The organism is Arthrobacter sp. FW306-07-I (assembly GCF_021800405.1).
Taxonomy (GTDB): Bacteria; Actinomycetota; Actinomycetes; order Actinomycetales; family Micrococcaceae; genus Arthrobacter.
In genome coordinates, this window is the sequence record NZ_CP084551.1 from 82,978 (window position 1) to 101,757 (window position 18,780).

Below are 18,780 nucleotides of genomic sequence, written 5' to 3' on the forward strand. Positions count from 1 at the left end.
CCGCTGCCGTTCTCCGCCGCGTTAACAATTTTGATGTTCTTTCTGAAGCTGTGTTCTCGGACCAGTTTGGAGACATGCGGGAACAGGAGCGATAGCGGGGCGGTCGTGTAGCTGAGGGCGGCGAATCAAAGGCAATGTTTGAGGTCCTGTCGCTGCAGCAGCTCGGCGGGGGCCCCTTTGAGGCGAAGCGCTCCGACTCTTCGACAGCCATGAAGGCGTGTGCATCAGGACCGCGATGCTAGAACGGTCCTTTGGGGGCGCGAGTCGCGGTTTAGTTTTCGCGCTGCTCGAACTCCGTATCAAGCTCATAGTGGCGGAACTCGGTTTCGGGGTTAGACTCGCCACCGGTCACGATTTCGTGGTCTAGTTGGCGTTGGACCTGGCTGTCGAGAACCTGCAGTTTCTCGTCTTTGAGTGTTCCAAGATCCTCCGGAAACGGCTCGGCCGGGGTGATCCGCAGATTGTCTGACATGGGCTTCCCTTCGCAGCTAGCGGCACTCCAGCTGATCGGACACCCGCAACGAGAGTATTTTAGCCGGGTTCGCTCAGGCGCGGTCCTGAGCTTGAGCATGAATCGTCCCGGGTTTGATGCCGCTATCTTCAGTGGAAAAGATAGCGGCATCAAACCCGGAACGGTTCAGAGATACGTTTTTGGTCGGGCTAGAGACCGGGGTTTAGGGATCGAAGGGTGTCTTTGGTGCCGTGGTCATGGAGCCTGGTCAGTGCATCGGAGTAGGCGCTGACAAATCGTTGATCGTCGATGAGGTCTCCGAAGACTTCGCGGTTCGAGATGAAGGACAGCGGGTCCTGGCGTTGCCGGGCGGCGGCGGCCATCAGGGCGTCTTTCAGGCGGTCGACCACGTCGATGGGGTTGCCCTGTTCGTCGATGCCTTCGTCGTATCGTGCCCAGCTGGCTACGATGGCTGTGGAGCGATGGATTTCGCCGTTGTTGGCCAGATTGATGCGGATTACCGGCAGGAGCCACTTGGGAATACGGTCTGAGCTTTCAGCGCAGAGCCTGGCCAGGGTGTCACGGACGTATTCATTGGAGAAACGTTCGATGAGAGTGTGCTTGTAGGCGTCGAGGTCGATCCCCGGGACCGGGTGCAGGGTCGGCGTGGCTTCCTTGTCCATGTAGTCGAGCAGGAACTGGGAGAACAATGGGTCCTGAGCGACTTCATGGGCGTAGCGGTAGCCGGCGAGGTAGCCGAAATAGCACATGCCTTGGTGGCTGGCGTTGAGCAGGCGCAGCTTCATGAGCTCATAGGGTTCCACGTCTTCCACCAGTTGGACGCCGACGTCTTCGAAGGGCGGCCGGCCGAGGTTGAAATGGTCTTCGAGCACCCATTGTTCGAAGGGCTCACAAACCACGGGCCACGCGTCTTTCACCCCGAAGTCGTCCTCGATGGCGGCTCGGTCCTCGTCGGTGGTTACGGGGGTGATACGGTCGACCATGCTGTTGGGGAAAGGCACGTTTTTCTTGATCCACCCGCCAAGCTCGGCGTCTTTGAGGGATGCGAAGGCGGTAAACATTTTCCGTGCGACGTCGCCGTTGCCCTGGATGTTGTCACAGGACATTACCGTGAATGGTTCCAGACCCCGTTCGCGCCGCCGGGCGAGGGCCTCGGTGACCAGCCCGAAGGTTGTTCGCGGTGCGGCTCCGGGTTGGAGGTCGTGGATGACGTCCGGGTTCTCGGTGTTGAATTCCCCGGTGACGTGGTGGAAGTTGTAGCCGCCCTCTGTCACGGTGAGCGAAACGATGCGGATGGTGTCGGAGGCCATTTTTTCGATGACAGCCTCGGGGTCGTCGGGGGCGAAAAGGTATTCAATGATCGAGCCGATGACCCGCGCCTCCCGGGTGCCGTCCGGGTTTTTTACCACGAGGGTGTAGAGGCAGTCCTGGGCGGCCATTACCTGCTTCATACGGGCGTCTCCCGGCAGTACGCCGACGCCGCAGATCGCCCAGTCAAGTGCGCGGCCGGCGTTCATCAAGCGGTCCAGATACATGGCCTGGTGTGCGCGGTGGAAGCCCCCGACACCGAAATGGACAATTCCCGCCGTCAAAGCTGAGCGGTCATAAGAGGGTTTTCCCACAGCAGCGGGCAGTTCCGGGAGAGTTGAGCTGGTGAGTGAATGCATGTGTTTAGCCTTTCAGAATGTGATGGTCGACTGACGGGGAGCCCCGATCCATGGCGGGCGGTTCTCTTTCACGGAACCAGCCAATGCTCCGTGCCTTGCCGGGGTGGGCAGGAAGTGCGGTGAACGTGTCAGGGATGGAGCAGCGGCGTCGTTTCGCTGAACGCAAGACGAACGGACTTCAGGTGAGTGGCATTTGCTGTCGTCTTGGCTTGTCCAAGGGGTCAGGCCCACGGGATGATCCGGTCTGCTGCGTGACGGGTGGATTCGATCAGCCGGGCGTTGGTTTCGTCGGATCCGGCCGCCCATTCTTGCGCTCCGGGGCGGTCTTTGCCGAAGAGGATGTGCCTGTCCACGAGCCGGGAAAGGCGTAGGTGCCGGGGTGTATCCAGGAACCACACCTCATCCAGCTGCGCCCGGACCTGCGGCCACGGGGGCAGTTCAGCGAGGAGGTAGTTGCCCTCGGTGATGACGAGCGGCACGGCTGCGGGCACTTCAATGGACGCGGCCACAGGTTCGTCGATGGTGCGCCGGAAATCGGGCGCATAGACTACCGGTTCGTCGGCTCGTGAAAGGCGCTGCAGCAGGGAGAGGTATCCTCCGACGTCGAACGTGTCGATGGCGCCTTTGCGTTCCCGGAGTGGGGTGCCGTCGATGATGGCGTTACCCAGGTGGAAGCCGTCCATTGGCACCACGACAGCGGACCCGGCTGGTAGATGTTTCTGCAGGCAGGCGGAGAAGGTGGACTTACCCGATCCGGGGGCTCCCACGATACCGAGCAGCATTCTGTTCCCGTCCGCGAGGCGGAGCCGGAGCTCCGCCACGGCCCGTTCCATCTCCGGTGACTTGAGGGCGTCAATCCCTGGGAACGCAGTCCCCGGCTGCCCGGCATTCGTCAGGCCCATCAGCGTCCCGGGTAGACGACGGCTTTGAGCTGGCCGGGCTGCTTGCCGGCCTTGAGTGCCTGTTCTGCGTCGGCGAGGGGGAACTTTCCGGTGACCAGGACGTCCAGGTCCACCTTGCCGTCGGCGATGAGCTGGATGGCCAGGGGCCAGGTGTTGGTGTAGCGGAAGACGCCGGAGAGCCAGATTTCGCGGTTCTGGATGTAGGAGACGGGAAGCTCGACGTCGTCGGCCCCCAGCCCGACCAGGATGACCCTGCCGGCGGGGGCGACGGCTTTGATTCCTGAACGGACCGCCTGCGGTGCGCCGGAGGCGTCGATGAAGGCGTCGACGTCGAGCCCTTCGGCGCTGTCCGTCTTCGCGTTCAGGGCGTGGGTGGCCCCGTGTTCCAGGGCGAAGGCCAGCCGGTCCTCGGCGATGTCGCTGATGTAGATCTCGGTGGCGCCGAAGGCGCGGGCCGCTTGGGCCGCGATGATGCCGATGGGGCCGGCGCCGGCGATCAGCACCCGGCTGCCGGGCCGGATTCCCGCGCGTTCACACGCCCACAGGCCCACAGAGAGCGGTTCGATCAGGGCGGCCGCCTCGTCGCTGACGCTGTCCGGGATGTCGTAGGCGAAGTCGGACTGGATGGTCACGTACTCGGCGAACGCGCCGTCGATCGGCGGGGTGGCGTAGAACTCGATGTCCGGGCACAGGTTGTACCGGCCGGCCTTGCACTGCTTGCACGTGCGGCAGGGGCGTTGGGGTTCGACGGCGACCCGGTTGCCGATGCGGGCGGGGTCGACGTCGCTGCCGACGGCGGCGATCCGGCCGGAGAGTTCGTGGCCCAGGATCAGCGGGTGGTCCACCACGTAGGGGCCGATGCGGCCGTGCTCGTAGTAGTGGACGTCGCTGCCGCAGACGCCCACGGCGGCGACCTGCACCAGGACCTGGTCCGCGTCGAGCTGCGGGAGCGGCAGGGTTTCCATGGACATGTCGCCCTGGCTCTTGAGGATGTTGGCGCGCATGGTGGCGGGCAGTCCGGAGTCGGCGGCAGGTGATTGTGTGGTTGTTGCGGTCATCGGGGAAATCCTTTCGAATGCGGCTTCGCAGGTTACTTGACGGCGCCCAGGGAGAGGCCCTGGACGAGTTTGTCCTGGGCCGCAAAGCCTGCGAACAGCACTGGCAGGGAAATGACGACGGCGGCCGCGCAGACCTTGGCGAGGAAGAGGCCTTGGCTGGAGACGAACCCGGTCAGGAAGACCGGTGCGGTACCTGCCATGACGCCGGTCAGGACGCGGGCAAGGAGCAGTTCGTTCCAGCTGAAGATGAAGCAGATAAGGGCGGTGGCGGCGATGCCGGGCATCGCTACGGGTGCGATGACCTTGCGCAGGGTCAAGAGCAGGGAGGCGCCGTCGATCTGGGCCGCTTCCAGCATTTCCACCGGAACCTCGGCGAGGAAGGAGCGCATCATCCATACCGCGATAGGCAGGTTCATGGAGGTGTACATCAGGACCAGGAACCAGATGTTGTCCAGGGCGCCCACCGTCTTTGCGAAGAGGAACAGGGGCAGGATCGCGGCTACCACCGGCATCATCTTGGTGGACAGAAAGAAGAACATGACGTCGGTCCACTTCTTCACCGGCCGGATGGACAGGGCGTAGGCGGCAGGGACGGCCAGGACCAGGACCAAAACGGTGGAGAGGATGGAGGAGGTGGCGGAGTTGATGAGCGGAGGCCATGGGCTGACCCCGGAGCTGGCGCCGAAGAATTCGCCGTAGGCGTCAAGGGTCAGGTTCGCGGCGATGGATGGCGGGTTGGTGGCCGCGTCCGTTTCTGAGTGGAAGGACGTCAGGATCATCCACAGGACCGGTGTCGCGAAGAGCAGGGCGAGGAGCCAGGCCGCGAGCCCGGCTGCGGTGTTGTTGCGGGTGGGGTCCATCCGCGACTTGCCGCGTCGGCGTGAACCGGCCTTGAGGGCGGTGGTGTCGGGGGCTGAGCGGCGGGGTGCGGCGGGTGTGAGGGTGCTCATCGTGCTGCCTCCTTCTTGAAGAGCGAAAAGACGGTGCGGAGTGCGAAGGTGGCCACGATGATGGTGCCGATGACCACCACGACGCCGGCGGCAGACGCCAGGCCGTATTCGTTGGCGAAGTAGAACGTCTGGTAAATGGCGTAGGGCAGGTTTGCGGTGCCCAGGCCACCGGAGGTCAGGGTGAAGACCGCGTCGAAGTTCTGCACAATGTAGATCGCGCCGAGCAGGCCGCCCAGTTCCAGGTACTGGCGAAGGTGCGGCAGGGTCAGGTGCCGGAAGATCGCCCAAGGCGCGGCGCCGTCCATCTGGGCTGCTTCCACCGTGTCCATGGGCCGGGACTGCAGGCCGGCGAGCAGGATGAGCATCATGAACGGTGTCCACTGCCAGACCAAGGAGAGGACGACGGCGGCCAGCGGCGCCTGGGAGAGCAGGTCCGGCTGGGGCGGGGTGTTGCTGCCGAAGAGGGACCAGATCCAGGTCAGGGTGCCGTTGATTAGCCCGTAGGTGGGGTTCAGCAGCGCGTGCTTCCAGATCAGGGCTGCGGCAACGGGGACCACGAGGAACGGGGCAATCAGCAGGGTTCGGGCCAGGCCGCGGCCGATGAATTTTTTGTCCAGCAGCAGCGCGAGGCCCAGCCCGATGAGCAGGCTGGCCAGGACCACGGAAACGGTCAGGATGATGGTGGTGAAAATGGCCTGGCGCAGGTCCGGATCGGTGAGGACCTGGACGTAGTTGGAGAAGCCCGCGAATCCAGTCTCGTCCGGGCGCAGGCTGTTCCAGTTCAGGAACGAGATGATCAGGGTCACCACGAAGGGCAGCTGGGTGACGATGATGAGGAAGATCAGGGCCGGCAGCAGGGGCGCACGCCGGGCCCAGGCCAGGGCACGTTCGCGGGACCTGGCGTTTTTGGAAGGTTTGGGGGCGCTGCGCCCGGTGCGGGGAATGCGCGCTGTTGCAGTCGTCATGATGGGTCTCCTGCGGTTCAGGGGCCCGCCGGGGAGGCGGGCCCCTGAACCGGTTGGTGGGGTGTTACTTGGTTTTGTACTTGTCGCCGACTTTTTGGGCAGCGTCCTGGCCCTTGGCCAGCGCATCAGCTACGGAGCCTTGGCCTGCGATGGCCGAACTTATGCCCTGAGAGACCGTGGTGCCCAGGTCGGCGAACTCGGGGATGCCGACGAACTGAACGCCGATGGCCGGCCGCGGCTGGACGCCCGGGTTCTTCGGATCCGCGTTTTCAATCGCGGTCCGTTCGGCCTGGAAGAACGGAGCGGACTTCTGGAAATCCGCGTTCTCGTAGGTGGAGATGCGCTTACCCGAGGGGACCTTGGCCCAGCCGAGCTTGGACGCTACGAGTTCTTCGTACTTCTTCGAGCTGGCCCAGGCGATGAACTTGCTCGCGGCGTCCTGCTTCTTGGATGCTGCCTGCACGCCCCAGGACCAGGTCCAGAGCCAGCCGGAGGACTTGGTTTCCTTCACGGGAGCCTGGACGTAGCCGATCTTTCCCTTCACCGGGGAGTTGTCCGCCTCGAGGGAACCGGCGGCGGAGGTGGCGTCGTACCACATGGCGGTTTTGCTCTGGGTCATGTTGTTCAGGCATTCGGTGAATCCGGCCTGGGCGGCGCCTGCTTCACCGTGCTGCTTCACGAGGTCAACGTAGAACTGGGTGGCAGCGGTGAATTCGGGTGCGTTGACTTTGGCGTTCCAGTCCTTGTCGAACCAGGTGCCCCCGAAGGTGTTCACTACGGTGGTCAGTGGGGCGAAGAGCTGGCCCCAGCCGGGCTGGCCGCGCAGGCAGATACCCTTCATCCCCGGAGCCGCACCGTCAGCTTTTGCCGCGAGGTCGGCGACCTGGTCCCAGGTGGGGTTCGCCGGCATGGTCAGGCCCTTGGCGTCAAAGATGTCCTTGCGGTACATCAGGAAGGAGGACTCGCCGTAGAACGGTTCGCCGTACAGCTTGCCGTCTTTGCCGGTCAGGGACGCGGTGTAAGCCGGCAGAATGTCTGACTGGTTGAACGCGGCATCCTTCGCCACGTTATCCAACGGGGCCAGCCACTTGTTGGCGGAGTAGAACGGGATCTCGTAGTTGGACAGGGACGCCACGTCGTACTGCCCGGCCTGGCTGGAGAACTCCTGGCTGATCTTCGCCCGGACATCGTTCTCCGGCAGGACCGTGTAGTTGACCTTGATCCCGGTGTCCTTGGTGAAGTTATCCGCCGTGAGCTTCTGCAGGTCCTCCATCTGAGGGTTGTTCACCATCAGGACATTGATGCTGTTCTGGTCTCCGGCCGTGCTTCCGCCGCCGGCACCCGAACAAGCAGACAAAGCCAGAGTAAAAGTAATAGCGCCGGCCGCGACTGCGGCCAAACGGGACTTGGGTCGCATTAGGACTCCTTTGTTCTTATGAGGTCGGGATACCGCTGTGCGTCTGCTTCCCTGGATGTTCGGAGCCGCCACTGATACCGGCCGCACGACTTCATCCTGCAGAGAAAGACCCGGAGTTCCCTCCAGGACCTTTCATTGCACTCACACGCACTCGGCAACTGGCGCCTCTGTGTGGATTCCAAGCCCCGGATGTCGGGGCATCACTGCCCACTCAATACGCACATCTGAGCGGCTCGGAATCGCTCATGTGTTAAGTGACTCTAGTCATATATACTCATGTGAGCAAGAGGCTGCTGCTCACATGGTGAAGGAGGTGCCCAGATGCCCGAACAATCCCATGAGGAGCTTTTGGCGTGTATCGGGCGGGAGTACTACCTGGAGAACCGTTCAAAGGTCGAAATTGCGGCCGGCCATGCCCTCTCCCGCTTCCAGGTCGCCCGGCTTCTCAATGAAGCTGTGGAAAGCGGCATCGTGGAGATCAAGGTGCGTTTCCCCTCCCATCTCTCCAGTGCGGATCTGGGGCGCCTGGAGTCCTCGCTAGGCATAGGCCAAGTGATCGTCGCTGATACCACAGGCGGGGAAATCCAGGCCCGCGGTGTCCTGGCGAAGGTCGCTGCCTCGGAAATTTCCCGTCAGGCGCCGGACGGCGGGATCCTGGGCATCTCCTGGTCCCGCACCCTGGATGTGGCCTCCCGGCTGGTCAAGGAGCTTCCCCGCTGCGATATTGTCCAGCTCGCTGGTGCCCTCCCGGCCGAGGCAGACAGCAATCCCCTGGAACTGATTCAGCGGCTTGGGCATTTGAGCGGCGGTCTCACTTGGCCGTTGTGGTCGCCCTTGGTCGTTGAGGATCCGAGGACGGCATCGGGACTGCGCCGCCAACCGGAGATCGCCGGGGCCTTGGCCAAGGCTGACTCCCTTGACCTGGCCGTCGTGGCAATCGGCGCCTGGAAGGCCGGCAGCTCCACGGTATGGGAGAGGGCAGACCCGGCAGTGCGCGAGGAAGCGGTGCTGGCCGGGGCCATAGCGGAATGTTCGGGACGGCTGCTTAACTCAGCGGGTGCCCCGGTCGAATCCGGGCTGAACGAGCGCATCATAGCCGTCACTATCAAGCAACTGCAGCGCACCCCCCAGGTGATAGCCATCGCCCAGGGGGAAGCCAGGGCGGAGGCAGTGCGTGCCGTGGCCAGGGCCGGCTTTGTCACCACGTTGATCATTGATGAGCCGCTGGCCAAAGCCCTCAATGACATGAGAGATGAGGAGAAAAACCAATGAGCACGGTCATCGGAGTGGATTCCTCCACCCAGTCCTGCAAAGTTCTCGCCGTGGATGCACAGAGCGGAGACGTCATCTCTTCGGCAGCGGCCCCGCACCCCGACCGCACATCGGTGCACCCCCTAGTCTGGACATCCGCCCTGCGTGAATCGTGGCAGGCAGCCGGCGCGGACCGTCTGGGTGGTTCCGTTGCTGCCGTCAGTGTTGCCGCCCAGCAGCATGGAATGGTCGCCCTCGACAGTTCCAGAACACCCGTGTATGAGGCTCTGCTGTGGAATGACACCCGCAGCGCTGAAGACGCGGAGCGGCTCCGGGAAGAACTGGGACCCGAAAGGTGGGTCGACGCCGTCAACCTTGTCCCTGTCGCTTCGTTCACCATCACCAAACTGGCATGGCTGGCACGTAACGAACCGGACGCTGCGAATCGGATCGCACAAGTAGTGCTGCCTCATGACTGGCTCAACGGCGCTCTGGGCGGCGAGTTCACCACCGACCGAAGCGACGCCTCGGGCACCGGCTACTATTCCGCCGTGACCAGCACCTACCGAACCGACCTGCTGGAACGCTTCTTCGGACGCGTTCCTCAGCTTCCACGGGTAGTGCCCTCTGACGAACCGGCCGGAAGCGTGCAAAGTGGGTGGGGAATTGACGGGGCGCTCCTGGGAGCAGGTGCAGGTGATAACGCCGCAGCAGCCCTGGGACTGGGCGTCCGGCCCGGCGAAATCGTCGTCTCGATCGGAACCTCCGGAACCGTCTTCACCACAACACCATCCGCCGTCCCGGATCCGACCGGGGCGGTCGCCGGCTTCGCGGACGCCACGGGCAACCAGTTACCCCTCCTGGCCATGCTCAATTCCGCCCGGGTCATGACCGCGACCGCCTCAATGCTTGACATAGACCTGTCGGCACTTGATTCCCTCGCAATGGCCGCCGACCCGGACGCAGGAGGGCTGACATTCCTTCCGTATCTGGACGGGGAGCGGAGCCCCAACCTTCCCCACGCGACCGGATCCCTGACCGGACTGCGCAGAAGCAACATGACCCCGCAGAACCTCGCCCGCGCCTCCGTTCTGGGTGTACTCAATTCACTGGCCGACGCCATCGACATTCTTAAACAGTCCGGTGTGGCGCCGGATAAAGTGCTGCTGATCGGCGGAGGATCGAAGTCCAGGGCACTGCGCCAGGCCGCAGCCAGCATTTTCGGGATGCCCGTCGAGATCCCGACAACCAAAGAATACGTGGCGCTAGGGGCTGCTAGACAAGCGGCATGGGCCGCCTCCGGAAGCCTTCCCGACTGGCACCGAAGCGTTGAAGCGGCCTACGAACCCGACGGACACTGGGGCTCCGAGGCCCGGGGACGCTACATCGAGACACGCAAAAACGTCTACGGACTCTGAGCTACTTCTGAGTTCGATCTATAGAAGCTGCTCCCTGGAGCTGGCATGGAGACCATCGCCGGTTTTGGCGGGAGCAAGGATCGGGGCGCGTTGTACACAAGGGGGGACAGCCTATGAGCTGTGCAGAGGGCTCCACGTGCCCGCCAGCGTGCACAACCGGCCCAACCTCGGCTTCAGGGACATTTCATCTTTGGATCCGGTCCTCCTTGGAGGAGCCGACGAGGCGCTGCCGCACCTGTGGGAAGGCGTGGTGGGTCAGGAGAGTCGCCGGAACTGGCCGGGCTTCACATGTAGGAGGATGGGCAGCCCCAACTGAACGGGTGAGTCACCGATGGGTTGGTCGAGCAGTTCGTTGATCGATCTCTGCCCTTCCAGTTCCCCGGACTTGGTCCTTTCCATATCTTTCACCCTAGACGGCTGGGGCTGCCGTGGGACCTGAACCGCGCGGCCGGCCCAACCGCTGGCGTTCTCTGCCCGGAAAGCCCAGATCATTGAGGCAAGGACGGCGTTCGGAACTGGTTGCGGCGCGCTCTACCAGTTCTGCAGCCTGTTCCGACGTACCTGTTCCGACATATGGGTGTTCCGGTCCCTTGTAGGCGCAGCGCTCCGTGGCCAGGGGGATCCCTTCCCTCCGGTGTTCTTTGATGAGGGAACGTTCGAATTCTGCGATGACGCCTATACGGAAAGCATGACGTTAGGCCCTGGGGGAGTACCCACCCGTAAGTGGAGCGGGGGTGGGCCGGGGGCACCTGTCACGAGCGGGCGTCGAGGTAGTGCAGAATCGCCCGGGCCGTTTCCTCCGGAGCGCTGAGGTGGGGGCAGTGGCCGGTGGCATGGAGTTGCGTCAGGGTGCTGTGTTGCACATTCTTGTGCAGGTAGGCGCCCACTTCCGGCGGGGCAAGCCGATCGTCCGAGCACTGCAGAATCAGGCAGTTGGTGCGCACCTTTTTCAGTTCAGGGCGGGAGTCGGAAAAGAAGGTTACCCCGGCGAAGTGCCGTGCGATGGACGGATCTGTCCGGCAGAAGCTCACCCGCAGGTCCTCCGCTAATTCCGGCTCCTGCTGGTTGCCCATCACCATGGGCGCTACGGCCGCGGCCCAGGCGAAATAGTTGCTGTCTAGAGATGCCAGCAGGCCCTCGATGTCTTCCCGCGAAAATCCGCCCACGTAGCCGTCGTAGGGGTCATCCGTATGACGGGGTGAAGGGGCAAGCAGGACCAGGTGGGAGAAACGGTCCGGGTCCTGCACTGCCGCGATCATGGCAATCATCGTGCTGACACTATGGCCCACCAGGATGACGTTCTCAAGGCCGAGAGCGGCGCAAATCTCCAGCAGGTCCGACGCGTACCCGTCCAGGGTTCCGTACTTCTCCCAGTCATAGGCACTGATGTCCGAGTGCCCTGCACCAACATGGTCAAAAAGCACCAGCCGGTAATCATCAACGAAATAGGGCAGTAGCTTCCGCCACATCGCCTGATCGCAGCCAAAACCGTGGGCAAACATCATCACAGGCCCATCATCCCGGCCGAACATGGTGACATTGTTCCGGCCGATTACCGCAGCAGCTGCTTCGATCACGTTCACGTTCTCACTGACCCTCGCTAATTGGCGTCCTGCCCCAGACTATCCACGGGAAATAGAGAATCCCAGGGATCCTTCCACTATGGCCTTTAAGGTGACGTCGATTCAGCCCGTTACATGCCCAAGGCTCCGTCAACGTGCTTAGGCTCAGACAAGCTGACCGTGGTGACTCTATTCCGTCCACAGCTGGGGTCAAGTGGGGTTAGCCACGGCTGGAGGTCGGGAGCCGTTGGGGTAGCTCCCATTGCAGCAGTAGCCCCGGGTGTGGGCGCAGGCGGGACCAAGCCTTTCAGTGGCCCCGGATCCAAGTTCCTCTTTCTGGACCCAAGTCAAGACGCCCGGTGCCAGGTTTGGGTGTGCCCTATTCGGGCGGTGTGAGCTGTCATCCAGATCTCTACTTTCAGTAGACCATCTTTTTAAGAGGGCCTGCTGTCCGAGATCTCCACGGCAGCTCAAGAGAGTTGCTGCGGCGATCTCAGACAGCGGAATTAGTGGATTCTTCTACGCTGCCAAGGCTGGTTGTTGATAACCCAGATGACCAACGCCCCGGAAGCACTGTCAGTGGGGGCCTGTTGCGTCTCGCCGACTGCTCTGTAAGGTTGGTCACATCCACACGGGGGCCCTGGTGCAGGGGCTGAGATCGGGCTGATGCAGTTCGTGACCGTTGAACCTGTCCGGGTCATGCCGGCGAAGGAAGTAGGAAATCACTCATGAACGCCATGAATTCGCATTCGCTCGCGTATGCCCATGACCCGGAACACGCCATTAGCGTCCCTGTCACGGAGATCGCTTTGGAGGATTCGCCGAACGGGGTGAAGAATCCTCCCTTCACGGTCTACCGGACAGCGGGGCCTGGCAGTGATCCGGTGATGGGCTTGGAGCCGTTCCGGTCCGAATGGATCGAATTGCGGGCCGATACCGAGCCTTACGGTGGCCGGGAACGGAACCTGCTCGATGACGGCAGGTCCGCGGTGCGGCGCGGTGCTGCGTCGGCCGAGTGGAAGGGTGCCCAGCCTGTTCCCCGGCGTGCCGTCGACGGCAGGACCGTCACCCAGATGCACTACGCCAAACGGGGCATCATCACCCCGGAGATGCGGTTCGTGGCGGTGCGGGAGAACTGCGACGTTGAACTGGTCCGCTCCGAAGTCGCCGCCGGCCGGGCGATCATTCCGAACAACATCAACCACCCCGAGTCCGAGCCGATGATCATCGGTAAGGCGTTCCTGGTGAAGATCAACGCCAACATCGGCAACTCTGCGGTGACCTCCTCCATTGCCGAGGAGGTGGACAAGCTGCAGTGGGCGGCCCAGTGGGGCGCCGACACGGTGATGGATCTCTCCACGGGCGATGACATCCACACGACCCGTGAGTGGATCATCCGTAACTCTCCGGTCCCGATTGGCACGGTGCCGATCTACCAGGCGCTGGAAAAGGTCAACGGGCAGGCCAACGAGCTGACGTGGGAGATCTACCGGGACACCGTGATCGAGCAGTGCGAGCAGGGTGTGGACTACATGACCGTCCACGCCGGGGTCCTGCTCCGGTACGTTCCGCTGACCGCCAACAGGGTGACCGGGATCGTGTCCCGTGGCGGGTCGATCATGGCCGGCTGGTGCCTGGCGCACCATCAGGAAAACTTCCTCTACACGCACTTCGACGAACTGTGCGAGATTTTCGCCAAGTACGACGTCGCGTTCTCCCTGGGTGACGGTCTGCGCCCGGGTTCCACGGCGGATGCCAACGACGCGGCCCAGTTCGCTGAACTGGACACCCTGGCCGAACTGACCAAGCGGGCCTGGAAGTATGACGTGCAGGTCATGGTCGAAGGACCCGGTCACATCCCGTTCCACCTGGTCCGTGAAAACGTCGAACGTCAGCAGGAACTCTGCGACGGGGCACCCTTTTACACCCTGGGGCCGTTGGTAACCGATGTTGCACCGGGGTATGACCACATCACCTCCGCGATCGGGGCCACGGAGATTGCCCGGTACGGCACCGCCATGCTGTGCTACGTCACGCCTAAGGAGCACCTCGGGTTGCCGAACAAGGATGACGTGAAGACCGGAGTGATCACGTACAAGATCGCGGCCCATGCAGCGGATCTCGCCAAGGGCCACCCGGGCGCGCATGAACGCGACGACGCCCTCTCTAAGGCCCGGTTCGAGTTCCGGTGGCGCGACCAGTTCGCGCTGTCCCTGGACCCGGTCACGGCGGAGGAGTTCCATGACGAGACGCTGCCCGCGGAGCCGGCGAAGACGGCGCATTTCTGTTCGATGTGCGGGCCGAAGTTCTGTTCCATGCGGATCAGCCAAGACATCCGGGACCAGTTCGGTGGAGCATCCGAGCAGGAAGTAATCGCGGGCATGAACGCCAAAAGCGCAGAGTTCCGCGAAGCCGGTGGCAAGGTTTACCTCCCCGAACCCGCCCGCCTCAACCCCTAGAAATGGCGAGGGCCTGCGACTGCCGCCGCGGGCCCTCGCATAGGACCTTTCCGTGCACGGAGCCTCGACTGCCACGGCAGCTCACTGGGCGGCGGGGGAACGTCGACACCGCAACGCCCGTGGGGTGGATGCTGTTCACGACCATGGCAGCCCATGGGAAAGCTCGTGGGCCTAACTGGGAAGGTCTAATGTGGTGGTGCGGGTTGGCCCGGGGGCTTTCCGGGCAACATAACGCTCCAGGTGTTGCGGTCCGACGGGCTGGTTTTGTCTCAAAGCCGGGGAGTGGCAGGACTCTTTAGTTGATGCTGTCGCCATGATCGCCTTCTGTGAGGGGTTGCTTGCCTAGGGCGTGGTGATGGGGGCTTCGAGGAGTTCCTTGAGCCTTTTTAGGAAGACGGCCCCCATGGATCCGTCTACGGCCCGGTGGTCGCAGGTGAGGGTGAGTTCGGATATGGGGCGCCATTCGGCGTGGCCGTCCAGCATGACGTACCGCTGGCGTGTGGAAGCTACGGCGAGGATGGCCACTTGTGGGACGTTGATGATCGCATCGAAGCGGTCGATGCCGAGCATCCCAAGATTTGAGATGGTAAAGGTTCCTGCTGAAATGTCGGCCATGCCCAGCTTCCTGGCACGGGCCTTTTCGACAACTTCACGCCGCCTTTGGGCGATGTCGGGCAGGCTCATGCTGGGTACACGGTGAATGACGGGGACGGTCAGTCCGGCATCCGTTGCGACCGCGATCCCGATGTTGATGTCCTCGAACGTGGTCACGCCTTCCTCGGAGTAGTGGGCGTTGAGTTCCGGATTTTCCGATAACGCGGTGGCTGCGGCAGAGATGAGTCGGTCAGTCACGGTTGACTGGGGGGACACCGATTTCACCGTGAGGGCGTTTGTCATATCTACTTCGACGGTGAGATGAAATGCAGGTGCTTGCCATGCGGTAACCATTTGCTTAGCCGCTGCACGCCGGATGCCCTTGAGGGGCAGCGTGGTTCCTTGAAGGGTTGGGATGTCGTTGGTGGTAGTCATGGGTTTTCTTTCTGATTGGTCGTGGTTAGATGTTGATGCTTTGACCGGCTGCCCCGTGGAGGGCTTCCTTGACTGCTTCGCTGAGCGTGGGGTGCGCGTGAATGTTCCGGGCCAGCTGGGTCACGGTCAGGCCTTCCTGCCGGGCCAGGGTCAGTTCAGGTAGCAGCTCCGTGACATCTGGCCCGATGAGGTGAGCGCCCAGAAGTTTGCCGTTGCGGCTGTCGGTCAGCAGTTTCACGAAGCCGCTTGGTTCGCCCACAGCGTGTGCCTTGGCATTTGCCACGAACGGGAAGGCGGTCTTTTTGACTTCGCTGCCGTGGGGAGAAAGTCCGTTGTCGGTGTAGCCGAAGCTTGCGATCTGAGGGTTGGAGTACGTCGCCCGGGGCATCATGAGGTAGTCCAGGGGAACCGTTGGTTCACCTGCCAGAGCTTCGGCCGCAACCAGTGCCATCGCTTCGGCGGCGTGAGCGAGCATCAGCTTGGCCGTGACATCACCAATGGCATAAATGTGCGGGATATTGGTTCGCATCTGGTCATCGACGCCGATGGCTCTGCGGTCTGTGAGGGCGATTCCTGTTTTTTCCAGGCCGTAGCCGGTGACCCGGGGGGTGAACCCCGTTGCTTGGAGGAGCTTTTCGGCGTAGATGACATCTGACGTTTCACCATTCGTCACCGTGACTGCGACTTCGGTGGAGTTCTCCTCAACGCTGGTGACCTTGGTTGCCGTCCGGATGTCTATTCCGAGTTTCCGGTAGCGCCTGGTCAGCTCCTTGGAGATCTCCGGATCTTCCAGCGGAACGATGCGGTCGGCGAATTCGACTAAAGTCACTTTTACCCCGTAGCTGCTCATGACGTAGGCGAATTCAACGCCAATGGCTCCGGCTCCGGCGATGACGACACTTTTCGGCAGGATCGGTGAAAGAATCTGTTCCTTGTAGGTGACGACCTTTTCGGAAAGTGCCGTTCCGGGCAGGAGGCGTGTTTCTGCGCCGACGGCGATGATCGCGTGATCGAAGCTGATGCTTTGTCGTTCACCGTCGGTGATTTCCAGGTCCATGGTGTTTGCATCGGCGAAAGTTCCTCGTGCATTGAATTCAGTGATGCCGTTCTTTTTCATGAGGTAGTGGATGCCTTTGACCCGGCCGTCAGCTACGGACCTGCTGCGCTGGAAGGCTGCCCCGAAATCGTAGGTCACCTCCCCGCCCACCTGAATGCCGTGTTCCTTGGCATCGTTTCTGAAGGTCTGTACTAGTTGTGCGCTGTGGATCAGTGATTTCGAGGGAACACATCCGATGTTCAGGCACACTCCTCCCCAGTGCTGTTCCTCGACGATCGCGACCCGTTTGCCTAACTGCGCGGAGCGGATCGCCGCTGTGTAGCCTCCTGGGCCGGCACCTACAACGAGTACATCGAACTTTTGCGGATTCATCTGAACCTCTCCTGTTCTGCTTCGGATTCTGTTTTTGCCCGTGACGCGGGCCGTGGGTCCGTTTTGCCGATCGGCTCATGCGTCCCAGCTAGCTGTGTAGTTGGCTGGCCGCTAACCCCTGATGTGAGCCAGCTCCTCGGGCAGGTCGTGGCCCTTTTTCGCCGTTCATTGACTAAGGCGGGGGAGCCCTTGTCCTCTGACCTCCTCATTGGCACCCCTTCCGAATTCAGTGATCGCAAATGTAAAACCAGCTCACTCGACGTCGCCACACCGTACGTTGACAGGCCTTCGTGATCTGGGTCATACTCTACCTATGAATCACATATGTGAGCAAGTGCACAATTGTGAGAACGAGGGGTCCGTGGCATTAGATCCTGTCGACATTCTCGTAATCGGCGGCGGCGTCAACGGCTTGGCAGTAGCCAGGGAAGCGTCCTCCCAAGGCTGGCTGGCGGCGGTAGTGGACGCAGAAGATTTCGGGGCGGGCACGTCAGGGACCGCAAGCCGTCTCGTCCACGGCGGTATCCGGTATCTGGAGAATCTGGAGTTTCATTTGGTGCGGGAGTCGCTGCGGGAGCGGGAGCGGCTGCTTCAGACCGCTCCGCACCTGGTGAAGCCGTATCCGCTCCTGATTCCGTTCTACCGTCATAACCAGCGTTCTGGCTTCATCATGCGCCTGGGCATGTTCCTCTACGACGTATTGTCCTTTGACAAGTCCACGCCACTGCACAAACCCCTGTCCAAAGCAGAGGTCGAACTCATGTATCCGGGGCTGGAGTCAGATGATCTGTACGGAGCGGTGCTGTACCACGACGCCCAAGTCGCCAACGCAGAACGGCTCTGTATTGAACAGGCGCTCGACGTCGCGAGCTTCGGTGGTCGTGTCCACAACCATCTAAGAGTGACGGGACTGAACGAGTCGAAGGCGGGCGTAGATGTTCGCCTCACTGACACACTCACCGGGCGGGAGCTAGTCCAGTCGGCACGGGTTGTGGTGAACGCGTCAGGACCGTGGGTCGACATGGTGTTGTCCCGCACCATAGATGAGACGTCGCGGCTTATTGGAGGAACCAAGGGTTCCCACATGACCGTGGGGCCATTTCCGGGGGCCCCCGAAACCGGCGTGCACTACGAGGCGGTCAGTGATGGCCGGGCGATTCTGGTCCTTCCGTTGCCGGACGGCAACTACCTCCTCGGCTCCACGGACATCTTCTTCGAAGGTGATCCGGCGGACGCCATCATGACTGATGAGGAGATCACGTATTTGCTCAAGGAAGTTAACACTCTGATTCCCCAGGCACGTCTCACACCCCAGTCCGTCTTGCACACAGTCTCGGGCGTCCGCCCGCTGCCATACTCGCCTGAAGCCAAAACAGCGGCCGAGGTGAGCAGAAACCATCACGTCATCGCCCACCCGACGATCAAGAACCTCTTCAGCATCAGCGGCGGAAAGCTGACCACTCACAGAGCTCTGGGTGAGATGGCAATGAACGTGGTGGAAAAGCACACGAACCTCGTTTCATCCCGCCGGCCCTGGTACGGGATCTTCCGATCCGGACCGGGCGGGACGAAGCACCTCAAGCTCCCCGGCGCACGCTGTGCCGACTGGGGAAAGTTTCAGAAGGACTTTCTGGACCGTACCAGCCTGCCCACAGCCACCGCGCAGAGGCTACTGGGACTGTACGGAGTCCGGGTCGCCCGGATCGAAAGTCTGATCTGCGCCGATCCTTCACTCGCCGCACCGCTGCCCGGCCACAACAGCGCTGTAGGCGCTGAAGTTGTACTAGCGGTCCGTGAGGAATTTGCGCGCACGCTTATCGACATTGTCGCCCGCCGAATGCTGCTGTCCTGGGCCGACGATGCGGGGCTTAGGGCAGTTGAAGCCGTTGCTGAAATCGCCGCCCGGGAACTGCAGTGGGACGAGCAGCGCGTTCACCAGGAAGTCGAGGCCTACCATCAATGGATCCGGCTCCGAAGACCGCGTGCCTTGGAAGACGCCTCGATCATGCTGTCCAACCTAGACAAATACCCATCATCAATGAAGAAGTCGGAGCAATAACTCATGTCACTGGTATCACTTCCCGAACTGCTGGACCACGCTGGAAAGAACCGCTACGCAGTCGGCTACTTCGAGTCTTGGGACATCTACAGCCTTGAAGCGACCATCGCAGCTGCCGAGGCAAGCCAGTCCCCGGTGATCA

General features: G+C 62.1%; 16 protein-coding genes and 1 riboswitch. Of the genes, 5 read left to right on the top strand and 11 right to left on the bottom strand.

Annotated features, from left to right (window positions below):
• Positions 1 to 271: 271 nt before the first annotated feature.
• From LFT46_RS21055 to LFT46_RS21085, 7 genes are all read right to left on the bottom strand, one after another.
• On the bottom strand, positions 272 to 472 hold the full coding sequence (locus LFT46_RS21055; RefSeq protein WP_236822177.1) for a hypothetical protein: 201 nt from the start codon (positions 470 to 472) through the stop codon (positions 272 to 274).
• Positions 473 to 660: 188 nt separating this feature from the next.
• On the bottom strand, positions 661 to 2,139 hold the full coding sequence (locus tag LFT46_RS21060) for a mannitol dehydrogenase family protein (protein WP_236822178.1): 1,479 nt from the start codon (positions 2,137 to 2,139) through the stop codon (positions 661 to 663).
• 221 nt (positions 2,140 to 2,360) lie between these two features.
• Entirely contained in the window at positions 2,361 to 2,972 is a 612-nt protein-coding gene (locus tag LFT46_RS21065) for a nucleoside/nucleotide kinase family protein (RefSeq protein WP_442863704.1), read from the bottom strand.
• Positions 2,973 to 3,040: 68 nt separating this feature from the next.
• The gene (locus LFT46_RS21070; protein ID WP_236822180.1) at positions 3,041 to 4,099 is read right to left on the bottom strand and encodes an NAD(P)-dependent alcohol dehydrogenase; all 1,059 of its coding nucleotides are present in this window, start codon (positions 4,097 to 4,099) and stop codon (positions 3,041 to 3,043) included.
• A gap of 32 nt (positions 4,100 to 4,131) precedes the next feature.
• Entirely contained in the window at positions 4,132 to 5,049 is a 918-nt protein-coding gene (locus LFT46_RS21075) for a carbohydrate ABC transporter permease (RefSeq protein ID WP_236822181.1), read from the bottom strand.
• Entirely contained in the window at positions 5,046 to 6,014 is a 969-nt protein-coding gene (locus LFT46_RS21080) for a carbohydrate ABC transporter permease (RefSeq protein ID WP_236822182.1), read from the bottom strand. Before LFT46_RS21080 ends, LFT46_RS21075 begins: the two co-directional genes overlap by 4 nt.
• Positions 6,015 to 6,078: 64 nt before the next feature.
• A complete protein-coding gene (locus tag LFT46_RS21085; protein WP_236822183.1) occupies positions 6,079 to 7,431 on the bottom strand; it encodes an ABC transporter substrate-binding protein in 1,353 nt (450 codons plus the stop codon).
• Between the two features lie 321 nt (positions 7,432 to 7,752).
• On the opposite strand from LFT46_RS21085, the gene LFT46_RS21090 reads away from it, so the two are divergent.
• Both LFT46_RS21090 and xylB read left to right on the top strand, forming a co-directional pair.
• Positions 7,753 to 8,703 (top strand): sugar-binding transcriptional regulator, encoded by a 951-nt coding sequence (locus tag LFT46_RS21090; protein WP_236822184.1) that lies wholly within the window; start codon positions 7,753 to 7,755, stop codon positions 8,701 to 8,703.
• Positions 8,700 to 10,100: a xylulokinase gene (gene xylB, locus LFT46_RS21095; RefSeq protein WP_236822185.1), complete on the top strand. Its 1,401-nt coding sequence runs from the start codon at positions 8,700 to 8,702 to the stop codon at positions 10,098 to 10,100. Before LFT46_RS21090 ends, xylB begins: the two co-directional genes overlap by 4 nt.
• 255 nt (positions 10,101 to 10,355) lie before the next feature.
• On the opposite strand, the gene LFT46_RS21100 is transcribed toward xylB, so the two are convergent.
• Both LFT46_RS21100 and LFT46_RS21110 read right to left on the bottom strand, forming a co-directional pair.
• Positions 10,356 to 10,499 carry a hypothetical protein gene (locus LFT46_RS21100; RefSeq protein ID WP_236822186.1) on the bottom strand — a complete coding sequence of 48 codons (144 nt, stop codon included), beginning with the start codon at positions 10,497 to 10,499 and terminating at the stop codon, positions 10,356 to 10,358.
• A gap of 353 nt (positions 10,500 to 10,852) precedes the next feature.
• Positions 10,853 to 11,677: an alpha/beta fold hydrolase gene (locus tag LFT46_RS21110; RefSeq protein WP_236822187.1), complete on the bottom strand. Its 825-nt coding sequence runs from the start codon at positions 11,675 to 11,677 to the stop codon at positions 10,853 to 10,855.
• Positions 11,678 to 12,283: 606 nt separating this feature from the next.
• Positions 12,284 to 12,393, top strand: a riboswitch (TPP riboswitch).
• Here LFT46_RS21110 and thiC point away from each other — a divergent pair.
• The gene (gene thiC / locus LFT46_RS21115) at positions 12,391 to 14,121 is read left to right on the top strand and encodes a phosphomethylpyrimidine synthase ThiC (RefSeq protein WP_236822188.1); all 1,731 of its coding nucleotides are present in this window, start codon (positions 12,391 to 12,393) and stop codon (positions 14,119 to 14,121) included. Its footprint overlaps the riboswitch before it by 3 nt.
• 342 nt (positions 14,122 to 14,463) lie before the next feature.
• On the opposite strand, the gene LFT46_RS21120 is transcribed toward thiC, so the two are convergent.
• Entirely contained in the window at positions 14,464 to 15,150 is a 687-nt protein-coding gene (locus tag LFT46_RS21120; RefSeq protein ID WP_236822189.1) for a dihydrolipoamide acetyltransferase family protein, read from the bottom strand.
• A 25-nt stretch (positions 15,151 to 15,175) separates the two neighbouring features.
• Positions 15,176 to 16,579, bottom strand: coding sequence for a dihydrolipoyl dehydrogenase (lpdA, locus tag LFT46_RS21125; RefSeq protein WP_236822190.1), 1,404 nt, complete (start codon positions 16,577 to 16,579; stop codon positions 15,176 to 15,178).
• A 361-nt stretch (positions 16,580 to 16,940) separates the two neighbouring features.
• On the opposite strand from lpdA, the gene LFT46_RS21130 reads away from it, so the two are divergent.
• Both LFT46_RS21130 and LFT46_RS21395 read left to right on the top strand, forming a co-directional pair.
• The gene (locus LFT46_RS21130) at positions 16,941 to 18,638 is read left to right on the top strand and encodes a glycerol-3-phosphate dehydrogenase/oxidase (RefSeq protein WP_236822191.1); all 1,698 of its coding nucleotides are present in this window, start codon (positions 16,941 to 16,943) and stop codon (positions 18,636 to 18,638) included.
• A 3-nt stretch (positions 18,639 to 18,641) separates the two neighbouring features.
• Positions 18,642 to 18,780: class II fructose-bisphosphate aldolase (locus LFT46_RS21395; RefSeq protein WP_442863705.1), on the top strand; the 139-nt coding region annotated here is incomplete at its 3' end.